This is a genomic window from Paenibacillus glycanilyticus (genome assembly GCF_023715145.1).
In the GTDB taxonomy this organism is placed as follows: Bacteria; Bacillota; Bacilli; order Paenibacillales; family Paenibacillaceae; genus Pristimantibacillus; species Pristimantibacillus glycanilyticus_A.
In genome coordinates, this window is record NZ_JAMBNP010000001.1 from 892,316 (window position 1) to 907,644 (window position 15,329).

Annotated in this window: 15 protein-coding genes; 2 read left to right on the forward strand and 13 right to left on the reverse strand. The window is 53.4% G+C overall.

Annotation, left to right across the window (positions count from 1 at the left end; all coding sequences use genetic code 11):
- Positions 1-20: 20 nt before the first annotated feature.
- The 6 genes from aroE to M3194_RS04250 form a co-directional block, all read right to left on the reverse strand.
- Complete coding sequence (gene aroE, locus M3194_RS04225; protein ID WP_251651776.1) at positions 21-902, reverse strand: shikimate dehydrogenase; 882 nt, start codon at positions 900-902, stop codon at positions 21-23.
- Between the two features lie 20 nt (positions 903-922).
- Positions 923-2,047, reverse strand: a complete 1,125-nt coding sequence (gene yqeH / locus M3194_RS04230; protein WP_251651777.1) for a ribosome biogenesis GTPase YqeH — start codon at positions 2,045-2,047, stop codon at positions 923-925.
- Positions 2,044-2,568: a YqeG family HAD IIIA-type phosphatase gene (locus M3194_RS04235; protein ID WP_251651778.1), complete on the reverse strand. Its 525-nt coding sequence runs from the start codon at positions 2,566-2,568 to the stop codon at positions 2,044-2,046. The genes yqeH and M3194_RS04235 overlap by 4 nt, the downstream gene beginning before the upstream one ends.
- A gap of 140 nt (positions 2,569-2,708) precedes the next feature.
- Complete coding sequence (locus M3194_RS04240) at positions 2,709-4,976, reverse strand: transglutaminase TgpA family protein (protein WP_251651780.1); 2,268 nt, start codon at positions 4,974-4,976, stop codon at positions 2,709-2,711.
- Complete coding sequence (locus tag M3194_RS04245) at positions 4,973-6,217, reverse strand: DUF58 domain-containing protein (protein ID WP_251651782.1); 1,245 nt, start codon at positions 6,215-6,217, stop codon at positions 4,973-4,975. The genes M3194_RS04240 and M3194_RS04245 overlap by 4 nt, the downstream gene beginning before the upstream one ends.
- A 4-nt stretch (positions 6,218-6,221) precedes the next feature.
- Positions 6,222-7,178 (reverse strand): AAA family ATPase, encoded by a 957-nt coding sequence (locus M3194_RS04250; protein WP_397334266.1) that lies wholly within the window; start codon positions 7,176-7,178, stop codon positions 6,222-6,224.
- A 271-nt stretch (positions 7,179-7,449) separates the two neighbouring features.
- Here M3194_RS04250 and mprF point away from each other — a divergent pair, with 271 nt between their 5' ends.
- Entirely contained in the window at positions 7,450-10,083 is a 2,634-nt protein-coding gene (gene mprF / locus M3194_RS04255) for a bifunctional lysylphosphatidylglycerol flippase/synthetase MprF (RefSeq protein ID WP_251651783.1), read from the forward strand.
- Between the two features lie 55 nt (positions 10,084-10,138).
- Here the strand turns inward: mprF and spoVAE (M3194_RS04260) are convergent, their stop codons facing one another.
- From spoVAE (M3194_RS04260) to M3194_RS04290, 7 genes are all read right to left on the reverse strand, one after another.
- Positions 10,139-10,489, reverse strand: a complete 351-nt coding sequence (spoVAE, locus tag M3194_RS04260) for a stage V sporulation protein AE (protein ID WP_251651785.1) — start codon at positions 10,487-10,489, stop codon at positions 10,139-10,141.
- 6 nt (positions 10,490-10,495) lie between these two features.
- Positions 10,496-11,509, reverse strand: coding sequence for a stage V sporulation protein AD (gene spoVAD / locus M3194_RS04265; RefSeq protein ID WP_251651786.1), 1,014 nt, complete (start codon positions 11,507-11,509; stop codon positions 10,496-10,498).
- A 1-nt stretch (position 11,510) separates the two neighbouring features.
- Positions 11,511-12,005, reverse strand: coding sequence for a stage V sporulation protein AC (gene spoVAC, locus M3194_RS04270; RefSeq protein WP_015845600.1), 495 nt, complete (start codon positions 12,003-12,005; stop codon positions 11,511-11,513).
- A gap of 153 nt (positions 12,006-12,158) precedes the next feature.
- Entirely contained in the window at positions 12,159-12,509 is a 351-nt protein-coding gene (gene spoVAE / locus M3194_RS04275; protein ID WP_251651788.1) for a stage V sporulation protein AE, read from the reverse strand.
- Positions 12,506-13,525, reverse strand: a complete 1,020-nt coding sequence (spoVAD, locus tag M3194_RS04280; RefSeq protein ID WP_251651790.1) for a stage V sporulation protein AD — start codon at positions 13,523-13,525, stop codon at positions 12,506-12,508. The genes spoVAE (M3194_RS04275) and spoVAD (M3194_RS04280) overlap by 4 nt, the downstream gene beginning before the upstream one ends.
- Positions 13,526-13,527: 2 nt before the next feature.
- Positions 13,528-14,013, reverse strand: a complete 486-nt coding sequence (gene spoVAC / locus M3194_RS04285; protein WP_285889078.1) for a stage V sporulation protein AC — start codon at positions 14,011-14,013, stop codon at positions 13,528-13,530.
- Positions 14,014-14,037: 24 nt separating this feature from the next.
- A complete protein-coding gene (locus M3194_RS04290; RefSeq protein ID WP_251651791.1) occupies positions 14,038-14,898 on the reverse strand; it encodes a DUF421 domain-containing protein in 861 nt (286 codons plus the stop codon).
- A gap of 186 nt (positions 14,899-15,084) precedes the next feature.
- On the opposite strand from M3194_RS04290, the gene M3194_RS04295 reads away from it, so the two are divergent.
- On the forward strand, positions 15,085-15,291 hold the full coding sequence (locus tag M3194_RS04295; RefSeq protein WP_091180449.1) for a DUF1657 domain-containing protein: 207 nt from the start codon (positions 15,085-15,087) through the stop codon (positions 15,289-15,291).
- Positions 15,292-15,329: the final 38 nt, after the last annotated feature.

A 15,329-nucleotide genomic window follows, 5' to 3' on the forward strand; every position in this document is an offset into this window, starting at 1 on the left:
GGTTGTCATTATTAATGAAATTAGACCAGGGATTGCAGTACCGTCTCGCGCATAGCTGCAGCGGGGGCTGTCTGCCCTGTCCAATATTCGAAAGCGTAAGCTCCTTGATAAATAAACATGCCAAGTCCGCCATGAACGCGGCAGCCATGCTGCTCCGCATCCTGCAGAAACTTGGTACGCAGCGGATTATAGATCAAATCACTGGCTACGGCACCCGGCTTCAGCCACGAAACATCAATCGGACTAGCCTCGGTATGAGGATGCATGCCAACCGACGTCGTGTTGATTACAATGTCCGCATCGCGGCAGGCCGCCTGCAGTTCATCGCTCGCAACCGCGCGGATATCCGCCATTGACCTCAGCGATTGCGCGAGCTCCTCTGCCCGCTCCACGGAGCGGTTGGCAATCGTAATGCCGGCAGGCTGTTCGCCGGCAAGCGCATAGACAATTCCGCGCGATGCGCCGCCAGCGCCAATGACCACAATCCGTTTGCCCGCAAGCTCCGGCTCCGCTTCCTCCTTCAAGGAGCGGACATAACCGATTCCGTCGGTATTATAACCGATTAAACGGCCGTTATCGTTCACAATCGTGTTGACCGCGCCGATCGCTTTCGCGCCGGCGTCAATCTCGTCCATATACTTCATAATATCCAGCTTATGAGGAATCGTCACATTAACTCCCCGAATGCCCATCGCCCGAATACCCGCGGCAAATTCCCCCAGCCTATCCGGCGTAATATGAAAGGCCATATAGGCTCCGTTAATCCCCGTCTCGCGAAATGCGCGATTCATCATGATCGGCGATCTCGAATGACGGATCGGATCGCCAATCACACCATACAGCACCGTATGGCTGTCAATCCGGTTCCCCGTAATCCCAGTGTCAAGCGCGGATACCGTCAATGTTCCCGTTCCCCTCTCTTCTATACAAGCGAATCGCGAAGCAGCACCTTAATCCCCTTAGGCGCGTAGATATCCACGATCGCGCCAGAAGTACCATTTGCCTGAATCCAGCCAAGACCGGACAAGAAAATATCCTTCTTCGCGCCGCGCGGAACCCGAATCGAATGGCGGGTCCATGCCGGCATCTCATCCAGCTCTTCGCGCGACGGCGCGCCAAGCAGCTCCCCGCGGTGCTCTTCGTACAGGTCATCCGCCCGCTCAAGCTTCGTACGGTGTACGTTAAGCGCGTTAGAGATGTACAGCGTAAACGATTGGCGTTCGCCCTCTACGAAGTCGAACCGGACAAGGCTGCCGATAAACAACGTCTGCTGGTCATTTAATTGGTAGACAAGCGGCTTGATCGGCTTATCAGGCAGCAAAGACTGCAGGAAGCCGCGCGGAACGATTTCCGTCATCCGGGTTGCGTACACAATCCCCGGCGTATCGATAATCGCTTTGCCGTCATCCAGCGGAATATGGACGGCATCAAGCGTTGTTCCCGGATATCGCGAAGTCGTCAGCTCGCGCTCCATATCGCTGTAATCATGGATAAGGCGGTTGATCAACGTAGACTTGCCGACATTGGTCGCGCCAACTACGTAAACATCGCGGCCCTTCCGGTGACGCTCCAGCGCTTCAATAACATGCTCAAAGCCGATGTTCCGTTTGGCGCTGCAAAGAACAATATCAACCGTGCGCAAGCCTTCCGCCTTCGCCTGCTTCTGTACCCAGTTGCGAAGACGGTTCAAATTCATTGAACGCGGCAGCAGATCGACTTTATTTACGACAAGCACAACCGGATTATTGCCCACAAAGCGCTGCAGGCCGGAAATCAAACTTCCCTCAAAATCAAATAAGTCGACAATATGGACAACCAGGCTGTCCGTCGACCCGATGCTGCCGAGCAGGCGCAAGAAATCATCCTGATCGACCGTTATCGATGAAGCTTCATTATAATTACGAATACGGAAGCATCTCTGGCAAATAACCGGCTCCCGGTTTAATGCCGCTTCGGGCAGGTAGCCCGACTCTTCCGGACGCTCCGTCTGGAGCTTCACTCCGCAGCCTGCGCATGCATGCGACTGACTTTGCTGCTCTTCTATCACTTCGTCTCCCCCTCATACCATGTCCCTTTTTTACGCAAACGGGAAAGAACAAACCGCTCGATTCTCCTGTTCACGCGGGTCATTATTCCTTCGTCAGCAGGAGCTATTGGAGTAACCAGAATCGTATACAAACCCATACGTTTCCCGCCCAGTACATCCGTCAGCATCTGGTCGCCAAGCACAACGGTCTGCTCCACGGGCAGCCCGAGTACGCTAAGCGCTTTATGGAACGATTTATTAGCCGGCTTGCGCGCGGCATGAATAAACGGAATGCCCAGCGGATCGGCGAATTTGGACACTCTCGTCCTGTTATTATTCGACACAATGACAACTTTAAAGCCAAAATCCCGAACTTGTTCCAGCCAACTCGTGAGCTCCGGCGTTGCAAGCGGCTCACGTGCTCCAACAAGCGTATTATCAAGATCGGTGATGATTCCGCGGACACCCTTTTTATATAGCTCGTCCAGCTGAATATCGTACACCGAATTTACGCGTAAATGCGGCAATAATCTCTCGAACATGCTGCCTTGCCCCCTTGAACTTTCGCTCATCTCCTGCTATCTTACGAAACTATACCATATATTCCGATTTTGTTGCAAAAGAAATACCGCCCGCGCAAGGCGAGCGGCTTGGCTTTCTTCTATATAATGTACATAAATTTCTACAATTCCTCTTTGATCGCTTTAATCTTCATAATAAAACGGTCCATGTCCGCGCTTGTCGCTTGAACCGGGCTGTATTTCGCCCGCTCGAACTCATCGAGAACCTCTCGGAACAACGTATTCAAACGCTTGTGGCTTGGCGACCAACGCTGAATCGCTTCGCGCAGCGTCTCGTGCTCCTCGCGTTCATAGCCTTTGCGCCGGCACAGACGCAGCAGCCTCTCCGTCTCCCACACAATCCGGTCATTGCCGGAGTAGGAACGGTATCTGGAACGGATCCACGGCGTGCGCAGCAGCGCAAGCGCAAGCACGATTACGGCAAATACGGAAATTACGCTCCAAATCACGGCCGAATAATGGAAACCGGCATCGGATTTGGATACTTCCTCCTTCACCGGATCCGTATTCAAGTCAGCTGAAGGCGTCGGCGCAGGCTCCTGCTCAACCTCCTGTACCGAATACGGGAAGTTGAACCCTGCCGTAGGCTCAAACGGAATCCAGCCATAGCCTTCGAAATAAATTTCAACCCAGGAATGGGCATCGGAGTTGCGAACCGTATAGGTCCCCGCTCCGTCCGGATTTAATTCCGCTTCGCTTGGAATGCCGCCGGCCGACGGCACGTATTCCGATGCTGGCATTACGCCGGGAGCAAAGCCCTTCACCCAGCGGGCAGGCAGGCCGACGGAACGGGACAATACCGCCATTGCCGTCGAGAAGTAATCGCAATACCCTTCCTTCAGCTCGAAGAGGAACTGATCAACGAAATCCCCGCTGTTCCCGGTCAGCTTCGATTTGTCCGGCTTATTCGTATACTGGAAGTTCTGGCGAAGATACGTTTCAATCAGCTTGGCCTTGTCGTAATCATCTACCGCGCCCGCTGTGATCGTATCGGCAAGCGAACGCACGCGGCCAGGCAGAGAGGAAGGCAGCTGCAAATATTTCTTCGTCTCGGCAGGATCTGAAAATTCGGCCTCCGTCTTACGCAGTCCCTCTTCATCTAATATCGTAACTTCCGAGGTAACCGAATAGCTTTGCGGAAATCTGCGAAGCGGTTTGTCCGACCAGATCAGCTCCTGTTCATTAACCGCCCACTTCAGACTCTTCGGCAATACCGAAGCATCCGGATCATCCACCCAATGGACGGAGGTGATCGGCGAAGCCGCGAACAATACCGGATAAATATCGTTATTGGACATTCTTATTTGCTGGTCCACCTTCATCGTCTCCGCTAAATCGCGGCCTTCGATTAACGGCAGTTCCCATTCCTTCCCTACGGAGGCTAACCGCTCCCGGTCCGTCGAATCGTTAACCGACCAGCCTTCCCCGGAGTATTCCGTCTTTGTCTCGCCCTTCCAATAACTGCGATGGGTCGTAGTTATCGTCATTACCGGAGAATAGTCAAAATCAAAGCCGCCTCCCAGCTGGGAATCGTCGCGTCCATAACCGGAGCTTGAATTGCTGGTGCTGACGTCAACGGGCGCTTCGATTCCCTTATCGCCCAGAAACACATTTACCGTCTCGCCTTTTGACTCTTTCCACATCGTATAAGGGTCCTGAATAATCGGCGATACGCTTGGCATCACAATGCCTGCCGTCATAAGCAAAGACAGGACAACGATGATTGGCAGCATCAATTGCAGCGGATACTCAATCAGCTCCTGCCAGCTGCCGGGATGCTGGCGCTCGAGCTTATGCAAGTGATTCGCGACTAGCCAGAGCAGTCCGAGGAATACGGTCCAGGCAACCTCGTCCCATAACCAGATCGGGGTGAACGAATCCGCAATGGTCAGAACAAGAATGTTAACGCTAATAAACCCGAACAGGCGAGGTCTCGTCTTTATCCACGTCTCAAACAGGATATAGATGAGAAGCAGCGCGCCGCTGATCCAAATAAAAGGATGAAGCTGCTTAGCATATCCCCCTATCAAATGGAAGAAATCGCTCCAATGCCGCTCTTGTTCCGGTATGGTCAGAACAACCTTTTTGAGCCCTGCGAAATAGATCGTGGCGCCTAAGGCAAGCATCAATTGCGCGACAATCCGCAGCGCTCTCATCCCCCGCGGCAGCAGCCAATCGGCAAGAACGGCGAGGAGAAGCGTAAAGCTGGCAGCGTAGAAGGTTTCCTTCCACCAGAAGCCTTCAAAAATCCGGATCGTATTAATCAGCATAAGTGCAATAAATAATCGCGACAGCTTAAAATACCAGTTCGGCGAAATCTTAATGATCACCTGACGGCAAAATGCGGTTAAACGGGGAAAAAGGCTCATGCCCGGCCTCCTTCCAGCACGGCAGGAAGCTCCTGCAGCTGCTTCAGTTCAAATAAAGACCAGCCCTTGCTGCGGATCATTAGACGCCATTGCTCTTGCAGGCGCTGTTCTCCTCCGATATGCATCAGGCATGGCGTCAGCCCTTTGCGGGACAGCCACTCCATTGCGCGGATGGCTTCCTTGCCGGAGGCCCCGCTGATCATGATCGCGAAGGAACCCGGCTCAAGCAGGGAATCGGCTGCCATCAGCGACTTGTACAGCCCTTGCTCGGCATCGGCATCCACAAAGGTCAAATGCTTCAGCAGCGAGTTGCGCTGTTCTACCCCTGACTTTGGCGGCAGCATCGTCAGCTTCTTTCCTGAAGACATCAGGCCGATCGCCGTATCCCCCTTCAAACCGCTGTCAATAAGCGAGGCGGCCGTGGAGACCGCGAGCTCGAACCGGTCCGATGCCGGAGCCGGATAGTCGGCGGCATAACGGTCGAGAATGATAAGGGTACGCGGCAATGATTCTCTCTCGAAAGCTTTGGACTTCCAGTCGCCGGTCTTGGCCGTGGCATTCCAGTGGATCCGCGACAGCCGGTCGCCATACAAGTATTCGCGAACGCCGTTAATTTGCGTCGTCTCCTTCGCCGCGCGCGGGGCAACCGCATGGGAGAAGGGGCCGCGGAAGCCGCTTTGAATGCTATGCCATTGGCGCAGCGGAACTATCTGCGGCAGAACGCTGAATACCGCCTCCGAGCCAAATCGGCCCGAATGCTCAAACAAGCCGAAGATATCATGGGATACGCATTCCGTTGTGCCAAAACGGTATTCTCCGCGCTGAAGCGGCGGTGTCTGGTACAGTACTTCTCCCGAACGCTTAAAGTTCGGAACGAAGGAAGATTCGAATTGAAGCTGCTGACCGTTATGACGGAGCAGCCTGTCTCTAACCAGAACATAAGGTATGGGATATACGCCGGGAACCTTAACCGACAGCTGGACGTCAAGCGTGCTGCCCGCCGAGAGCGAATGGTCACTATTGGAAGCTGCTCCGCTCTGGCGATAGCTGCGGATACCCGACACGCGGCTAATCCCGCTCCAGCGTCCCAAGGCCAAATAAAGCAGCAATACATTCAAAATCATAAACAGCATTAGCGCAGTCTTGCCGCCCTGAAATAATAAATAGAGCAGCGCGGCGCCATAAATCAATGCGATAAGCCTCCAGCGTTTGCGTGACTTCATCTCTTTCACCGCATGCATGGGATCAACGCTCCAGCCGGACAGGAACCTTCGTCGTATCCAGAACTTCAGCGATAATATCTTCGGATCTCAGGCCGTTCATCCGCGCCTCGGTTTGAAGCAGCAGGCGGTGCGATAAGACATAAGGAGCTAATTTCTTAATATCATCGGGCGTAACGAACGTACGCTGGGCGAGGAACGCGCTTGCCTTCGCAGCACGGGACAGCGCAATGGCCGCACGCGGGCTCGCGCCAAGCAGAACATGCGGATGCGAGCGTGTCGCGCGGACGAGCTGAATCAAATAATTGCCGACCGCGTCGTCCACATGAACGGCTTGCACCTCCAGCTGAATACGTTCAATGTCTTCAATTGAAGTGATTTGCTCCATCCGGTCCGATGGATGCCCGGCTTCTCTCGCCAGAATCATGCGTTGTTCATCCGCTTCGTTCGGGTATCCGAGCGACAGCTTCATCATGAAACGGTCGAGCTGGGCTTCCGGCAGAGAATACGTCCCCTCGAAATCGATCGGATTTTGCGTAGCCAGCAGAATAAACGGCGTCGGAAGCATGTACGTGTCGCCGTCGACCGTTACGTGGCCCTCCTCCATGGCTTCCAGCAAGGCGGATTGCGTCTTTGTTGTCGCGCGGTTAATCTCGTCGGCGAGCAGGACATTGGTCATAACCGGTCCCGGACGGAAAATAAACTGCTCCTGTTTCGGGTGGTATATGGATACGCCCGTAATATCGGTCGGGAGCAGGTCGGGATTACATTGAATCCGACGGAATTGTCCGCCTATCGTTCTCGCCAGCGCCTTTACCAGCTGGGTTTTGCCGGTGCCCGGAACATCTTCAAGCAGAATATGCCCGCCTCCAAGTACGGCTATCATCAAACGTTCGATTTCACTTTGTTTTCCAAGAATACATTCATTTAAGCTATTTAAGATTAAGGAGCATAATTGCATATCCGCAACGCGCGTTTCCAATGGGCATACCTCCTGCAGAATAATGGATGCAAAAATAAGGGGATTAAGTACTATTTTACAGCAGTACCTTTGGCTAGCACAAATGAACGAACTGCCGAAAAATATTGGAAGTTTCCACATAGTCTGACAAACCGAACCGCCTGCCCTTTGTGAAAATAGGAATCGTTATTTTCATATGATATATTGGCAATATCTTCACTCACGACGAACAGCCTGCCGTTATTAATGGATCTGTTCGCGTACAACTTATCCGTAAGAGGGTGCCCATCGTTTGCTGACTCGTCTATCCCGCATTTCTAACCGATTCAAGCCTGTATTCAAAATGCTCTTGCCCTTCGTTATCCTGCTCTTTCTGTACACGCAAATCAGCGGCTTCATAAAAGAGATCAGTCCGGCTGCAGCCTTGCATCTGCTAAAGCATTTGCACTTAATCGATCATGTCCAGCTCGCCGCTGCCTGCTTCCTGGCCGTAGCTGCAATGTCAGCCTATGACTTTATATTGATCAGATGGAACCGGGCGAGAGTGCCGAGGGCTGCCGTCTTCAAAATAAGCTGGATCGCCAACTCCTTCAACAATGCGATGGGATTCGCCGGACTGACCGGCGCGGGACTGCGCGTTACGTTATACCGCAAGTGGGGACTTCAAGGCCCGGCATGGCTTCGGACTCTGGTCTACCAGTCCTTATCCGGGCTTACCGGACTCTCGATCCTTGCCCTTCTTCTGCTGGCAGGAGTATGGAATGACCGCAGCCTGCTTGCCCATCATCTCTGGCTCTATCTGGCGGTTATCGTTATCGCCTTGTACGTCGTGTTATTCTCCATGCTTGGCAGGCTGCCCAAGCTTCGCAACATGCTGGGGTTGACCGAAACGGAGGAGGAAGCTTCTTCTCGCAAAACACCTGTACTGCAAATGATCGCGGCATCGCTCGCGGAATGGCTGCTCGCTGCCTTGTCGTTCTGGCTGATCATCCACTTGATGCATCTGCCTGTCGGATTCCGGGAAGCGATGAGTATTTATGTCATTGCCGCTATTGCCGGCGTGGCGAGCTTTGTGCCAAGCGGCTTGGGCTCCTTTGATGCCATTGTCCTGCTTGCCTTCCAGCACCTGGGCTTATCGCCAGACCAGGGATTGGCCGTTCTTGTGCTCTACCGCATCTTTTACTGCTTCCTGCCTTGGGCAATTGGACTTGCCCTTGCCACAACGGAGTGGATCCCGGGAAAGGAAAGATGGACGCAAACCCAGGAGCAGGTCCTGAAACCCGCCATCAAGCGCTGGCATACGGTCTGGAATTGGCCAAGCCAATCCGCCGTTCTGAGCGACATCAGCACCTGGGCTCTTGCCGCGCTCGTCTTCATAAGCGGTATTCTCCTGCTGGTCTCCGCGGCCACCCCCGGCAGCTGGTACCGGATGCAGCTGCTGGAGCAATTCGTAACGCCATTTACGATGAAGGGCTCCCATCAGCTGGCCGTACTGATCGGCTTGCTCATGCTGATGGTGTCCGAGGGAATCCGTTTCCGCGTGAAACGGGCATACTTCCTGGCCATGATTCTGCTGCTCGGCGGTACGCTGGCTTTGATCCTGAAAGGATTCGAATATGAAGAAGCGATCTTCCTGCTCCTAGTGTGCCTGCTCTTATGGCTGTCCAAGGCACGGTTCACCCGGGAAGAATCGGTATTCACGCTGCGCAAAACGATCGGATGGGCAGGCATATCGCTCTTTGTGATGCTGCTTTATCTATCTGTCGGAATATCGACAAACGAGCTTCCTCCCGGCATGCTTCACCATGCCAAATGGCATACCCGTTATACGTTGAAGGACGAGGAATTGTTGCAGGAAGGCATCCTGGCGCTAGCCGTCAGCTGGATCGTGCTGACGGTCAGAAGGATATTCGTCCCGAGACTCCCTCCGGCACCGGCTCCGGGACCGCAGGATTGGGAAAAGCTGGAGAAGCTTCTTGAGAAGCATCCCGGCAACTTCCTTACTCATCTGCTGTACATGGGAGACAAGAGCTTCATGTGGACGCCCGATCATAAAGCGGTGCTGGCTTACGGGCGCATGGGCAAGCTGCTCGTTGCGCTTGGCGATCCGATCGGCGATCCGGCTTCCATCCGGCAGCTCGTGCGCCAATTCCGCGATTATGCGGACCGTTACGCGGCAACGGCCGTCTTTTACCAGGTGAAAGCCGAGCAATTGCCCCTGTACCACGAATATGGCTACCGATTCTTCAAGTTGGGAGAAGAAGCCATTGTCCCCCTGGATCAGTTCCAATTATCCGGCCGGCGCAAAGCGGATTTGCGGTCGGCATGCAACAAGTATGAGCGGAACGGCTTTACGTTTGATATCCTCAAGCCGCCGTTTTCTCCCATGCTGTTATCCGAGCTCAGAGCCGTATCCGATGAATGGCTGGATGGCGATAAGGAAAAAGGCTTCTCGCTTGGCACCTACCATGAAGCCTATCTGGAGCTGGCTCCCGTTGCCGTTCTCAGGGATAACGAGAATCGCGTCGCGGCTTTTGCAAGCATCATGCCGGTCTATGACAACAACCAATCGATTTCCATCGATCTGATGCGTCATCGCGATGGTCTTAGCGGCGTCATGGACGTCCTGTTCGTTCATTTGCTGCAATGGGCGAAAGCGGAAGGCTATCAAGTGTTCAATCTGGGGATGGCGCCTCTTGCGAGTGTGGGCGAATCGGTCTATTCCTACAGGGGCGAGCAGCTGGCAAGATGGGTGTTCTTAAAAGGAAGCCATTTCTACGGATTTCAGGGAATACGGCGCTTCAAGGAGAAATTCGACCCCGAGTGGCAGCCGCGTTATCTTGCCTTCCCGCAGAACAGCTTCTTCCTGAAGCTGATTATTCAGGTAACGAGAATGATCTCCCGAGGCACGGGCGGCAGCAGATGACGGCAAGCAAAAAGAAGGCTTACCACCGTGGTGGCAAGCCTTCTTTTTGTCTTGTTTACCCTTTCGGACGAATAACGAGTGCCGCCAGGAAGGAGAAGATAATCGCTGCCGAAATACCGGCGCTGGTCACTTTGAAGATGCCGGAGATGACGCCAATCCAGCCGGAATTCTGCAGCTCGGTCAAAGCCCCGTGAACTAGCGCGTTGCCGAAGCTCGTAATCGGCACGGTTGCGCCGGCACCGGCAAAATCGACAAGCGGCTCATACCAGCCTAGTCCATCCACGATCGCACCCGCTACCACGAGAGTTGCCATCGTATGTGCCGGAGTAAGCTTTACAACGTCAAACAGCAGCTGGCCAACCACGCATATTGCGCCACCTACGATAAAAGCCCATAGAAATTGCATATCTGGTTACTCCTTTCCGCCGCTGATCGCAACGGCATGTGCGATACAAGGAATGCTTTCGCCTTGCTGGAAGGAAAGCGGAGACAGCAGCGCGCCAGTCGCAACAACCAGCACACGCTTCAAATCTCCGTTCGCGATCTTCTTGAGGATATGGCCATAAGTTACAACAGCCGAGCAGCCGCAGCCGCTTCCACCCGCCTGTACCTTTTGCCGCTCCACGTCATACACCATCAGCCCGCAATCCTTAAACGTAGTGTCATTCATCGGCACGCCATCACGAATGAGAAGCTCCTTCGCCAGCGGGTGACCCACGCCGGCCAGGTCTCCGGTTACGATCAGATCATAATCCTTCGGCGTCCGGCCCGTATCGTTAAAATGAGCTTGAATCGTGTCTACCGCCGCAGGCGCCATCGCCGCTCCCATATTAAACGGATCCTTGATTCCCAGATCGACCACCTTGCCGATCGTCGCATATTCAACGACAGGTCCGTCGCCTGATGCCGCCACAACCACGGCACCGGCACCGGTTACCGTATATTGCGCCGTTGGCGGCTTCTGGGAGCCGTATTCCGTCGGATAACGAAACTGCTTCTCCGCCGTGCAGTTATGGCTGCAGGTTCCGGCAAGCACGTATTGACCGGCACCCGAATTCACCATAAGCGACGCGATCGCAAGCGACTCCATTGAAGTAGAGCAGGCGCCAAATACGCCGATATTCGGCACGCCTAATGTTCTTGCGGCGAAGCTGTTGCTGATAATCTGATTCATCAGATCCCCGCCGACATAGAACTGCAGCTGATCCTTGGCAATCTTGGCATTGTTCAGCGCGAATTCCGAGGCTTGCTCGAGCAGCAGCCGTTCGGCTTTCTCCCAGCTTTTCTGCTGCATGTCAAGCTCCGGGTGAACCAGGTCAAAATCCGCAGCCAGCGGACCGTCGCCTTCATCCGGACCGACGACAGTAGCCGCCCCGATCAGAACCGGGCGGTTCTCAAACTTCCATGTCTGTTTTCCTTGCAGCATGTTAATGTGCACCACCCGTACCAAAGATAAGATGGGCAATGCCGACAAAAAATGCCGCAACGGTACCATAGACAATAACGGAACCGGCCAGCTTGAACATATTGCCCCCTACGCCAAGCACAAGCCCTTCGCTGCGATGCTCAAGCGCGGCGGAGCACATCGAATTGGCGAATCCGGTTACCGGTACGGCTGAGCCGGCGCCGGCAAACTGGGCAATTTTGTCATATACCCCGATGCTCGTCAAGATCACGGAGATGATAATAAGCACCGCAACAGTCGGATTGCTGGCATCCTCGGGCTTCATATGCGCCAAGTGGATAAACAGCTGCTGAATCGCCTGCCCCAGCACGCAAATAGCACCGCCAATGATAAAAGCGCGAATACAATTGCCGAATATGGAACGCGACGGCTCGCGTGTCTTGGCAAAGGCTTGGTATTCCTTCGGCGACATCGACATTTTGCGGTATTTGCCGCCTCCGGCGCTTTTTACTGCCATAACGCTACACTCCTTTTATGTACACATGGTAAGTACATTATTTGTCATTAGATGAAAGGATATGTATCGATGGATGATTTGATCAAGCTGGCGTTCTTGTTCAAAAAGCGAATAACCCCCGCTGCTGGCAGCGAGGGTCTACTTGCGAGGCATTTAACCTTTTGGCTTAACGAACAAGGCGGCAATAAAGGAGAAAATGATGGCCGCGGAAACGCCGGCGCTGGTAACCTTGAAGATGCCCGTAATGATGCCAATCCACCCTGTCTTCTGCATCTCATCCAAAGCGCCGTGAACCAGCGCATTCCCGAAGCTCGTGATCGGAATCGAAGCGCCGGCACCGGCAAACTTGATCAGCGGATCGTAGATGCCAACGCCGTCTCCTATAGCGCCAAGCACGACAAGCAGCGTCATCGTATGGGCAGGGGTAAGCTTAAATACGTCAAAGCAAATTTGGCCAAACACGCAGATCGCCCCGCCAACCAGAAAAGCCCATAAAAAGATCATGTCTGCCTCACCTCATTCTCAATGGAAACCGCATGCGCAATGCATGGAATCGTCTCTCCCTGCTGATAGGAGATTGGAGATAACAAAGCGCCGGTTGCGACAACAAGAATGCGGTTCAGCTCCTTCTCTCGCATGCGCCGAAGCAAATGACCGTAGGTTACGGTGGCTGAACAGCCTGCACCGCTGGCGCCTGCTTGAACCTTTTGCTTCTCGTAGTCGTACATCATCATGCCGCAGTCCTTATAGACCGTTTGTTGAATGGGAAACTTGTTCTTCTCAAACATTTCGTTGGCAATCGCATAACCAACCTTGGATAAATCACCCGTTACAATAAGATCATAATAACCGGGCTCAATCTTAAAATCCCTGAAATGGGCTTGTATCGTATCAACCGCTGCAGGCGCCATCGCCGCGCCCATATTAAACGGATCGGTAATTCCCATATCCACAACCCGGCCCATCGTCGCCGAGGTTACGTGGGGCCCTTTGCCTTGCTGCGTTACGATGCTCACCCCGGCTCCGGTTACGGAAAACTGGGCAGTTGGCGGCTTCTGCGAACCGTACTCCGTCGGGTAGCGGAACTGCTTCTCAGCGGTCGCGTTATGACTGCAGGCACTGGCCATGGCATACTTGGCTGAGCGTGAATTGACAAGATTGGCCGCTATGGCAAGGCTTTCCATGGAGGTCGAACAGGCGCCAAATACGCCGATATAAGGAACTTGCAGCGTTCTTGCGGCAAACGTAGAGCTTATAATCTGGTTCATCAAATCCCCGCCGACCAGGAAATTAATCGATTCCTTGGTGATCCCGGATTTCTCGATCGCCAGATTGGCCGCTTCCTCGAGCAGCATCCGCTCGGCCTTCTCCCAGCTGTCCTGACCAAGCCGGAGATCTCCGTGAACGATATCGAAATCTTGCGCAAGCGGGCCTTGTCCTTCAAACGGACCCACGATAGCCGCAGCTCCGGAAATAACCGGATTGTTATCGAAGAGCCAGCTTTGATGGCCTTTCAGCATCGTCAGTGACCTCCCCCGGTGGCGCCAGGATTAAAGATAAGATGTAGTATGCCAACTACAAAGGCGGCCACCACGCCAAACACAATAACGGGGCCGGAGATTTTAAACATTTTGCCGCCTACACCCAATACTAATCCTTCGCTCCTGTGCTCTATGGCCGCGGAAGACATCGTATTCGCAAACCCGGTTACCGGAACGGCTGACCCGGCCCCGGCCCATTGAGCCAATTTATCGTAGATCCCAAAGCACGTAAGTACAACGGATATAAAGATCATAACGGCGACTGTCGGATTGCTGGCCTTCTTCTCGTCAAAGCCGGCCAAATGAACAAACATTTCCTGCACCGCTTGCCCGACAATGCAGATCGTTCCGCCAACCAGAAATGCTTTAACGCAATTGATAAGAACCGGCCTTTTAGGCTCGTGTTTCTTGGCGAGTTCCTGATACTCCTGCTGTACCGGTGTAAACTTCTTGGTTTTGCTCGACATGATCCTTGCCTCCTGACGCTTATGCTAATGATGCAGCAGCGGCTTCATCTTCGTGATGACCTGCTGCATTTCTTGCGCGCATCGCTGGTACATATGCATGGCTTCCGTGTTTTTCGTCGAAAGTCCAAACAGCTCAAGATCCGCTTCTATTTTCTTCAACAAGGCATACAGCTCTGCCTTAAGCTGAGGCTGGGGCACCTTGATATGGTCATCGTAGAGGTCTACGTATAATTGGCGATAAGCATCCACCTGACCGATAAAAACATTATCGAGCGTGACGCCAATCTTCTCGAGCTCGGTCGCGAGCCATCTTCGGTTAAGACCAACCGTGGACAATGGTTCGTCCATGATTTTGCCGTCCATAATGACCGTTTGCGGTTCATGCTCCGGCGCTACCTTAATGCCAAGATGCGCAGGGGTGATCGGCTGATTCTCACGGGTCAGCAATACGCTGATATCGCCGCTCGGCTCCATAATGGCGAACTCCACATCGGCTACGCGAAACGCGCTTTTTTTGCGCAGCTGCTCGAGCAGCTCGTCGGTCGTCAGCCGTTCCTTCTTGAGGTTGTCCTCCAGCACTTTACCGCCTTTGATCAGAACGGTTGCTTTGCTGTCAATCAGGTCTCGGGCTTTCTTGCTCTTTAGTTGAAGGAGCTCAATCCCGAAGGAAACGGCTACCCATACGCCAAGCGAGACCAACCCCAAATACCAGGTCGCTTCCAAATCCAGCGATACATATGCGGCCAGGTTGCCGATTGATATCCCGGTAATGTATTCAAAGAACGAAAGCTGTGAGATTTGCCGCTTTCCAACGATCTTAGTCAGAATGAAAAGGACAAATATCGCCAGTATGGTACGTAGAGAAATCTCTAACCAGTCCTGCACAATTCGAGTCCCCCTGTCGATTATTTCTACGATATGATTATTTGCCAAAAGCCTCTTGGCAACACGAATAACCATTTTCCACAGCAGGAAAATGGTTCAGGCGGACATGGCGGTAATTTCCATGCATGTCACAAGGGGGAGACTGCCATATTAGTTTTGTTAAAGTGCTTAAGGAGGTGTTTGGACATGACCGTAGCATCCGATGTAAAAACATGCGTTGCCTCTTTGAAGAGCGCGCAGGCAAGCCTGGAGCAATTTGCTCTGTCGACCGAAAATAAAGCAGCCAAGCAAATGTTCGAGCAGGCAGCGCAACAGACGCAATCCATCGTCGATCAAGTGGCAGGACGCGTGAAGGAGCTTGAAAGCGAAGAGCCGCAATACATCGGCTTCTAAAAAACCGCATTTAAATGGCCGTGCAGATAACCTGCACG

What these genes read in the sequence shown, in the direction of transcription:
- M3194_RS04245 (WP_251651782.1), bottom strand. Translation starts at nt 6,217, where the DNA reads ATGCATGCGGTGAAAGAGATGAAGTCACGCAAACGCTGGAGGCTTATC.
- spoVAE (WP_251651785.1), bottom strand. Translation starts at nt 10,489, where the DNA reads ATGCAATTTCTATGGGCTTTTATCGTAGGTGGCGCAATATGCGTGGTT.
- spoVAC (WP_285889078.1), bottom strand. Translation starts at nt 14,013, where the DNA reads ATGTCGAGCAAAACCAAGAAGTTTACACCGGTACAGCAGGAGTATCAG.
- M3194_RS04240 (WP_251651780.1), bottom strand. Translation starts at nt 4,976, where the DNA reads ATGAGCCTTTTTCCCCGTTTAACCGCATTTTGCCGTCAGGTGATCATT.
- spoVAD (WP_251651786.1), bottom strand. Translation starts at nt 11,509, where the DNA reads ATGCTGCAAGGAAAACAGACATGGAAGTTTGAGAACCGCCCGGTTCTG.
- spoVAC (WP_015845600.1), bottom strand. Translation starts at nt 12,005, where the DNA reads ATGGCAGTAAAAAGCGCCGGAGGCGGCAAATACCGCAAAATGTCGATG.
- spoVAD (WP_251651790.1), bottom strand. Translation starts at nt 13,525, where the DNA reads ATGCTGAAAGGCCATCAAAGCTGGCTCTTCGATAACAATCCGGTTATT.
- M3194_RS04235 (WP_251651778.1), bottom strand. Translation starts at nt 2,568, where the DNA reads ATGTTCGAGAGATTATTGCCGCATTTACGCGTAAATTCGGTGTACGAT.
- spoVAE (WP_251651788.1), bottom strand. Translation starts at nt 12,509, where the DNA reads ATGATCTTTTTATGGGCTTTTCTGGTTGGCGGGGCGATCTGCGTGTTT.
- M3194_RS04295 (WP_091180449.1), top strand. Translation starts at nt 15,085, where the DNA reads ATGACCGTAGCATCCGATGTAAAAACATGCGTTGCCTCTTTGAAGAGC.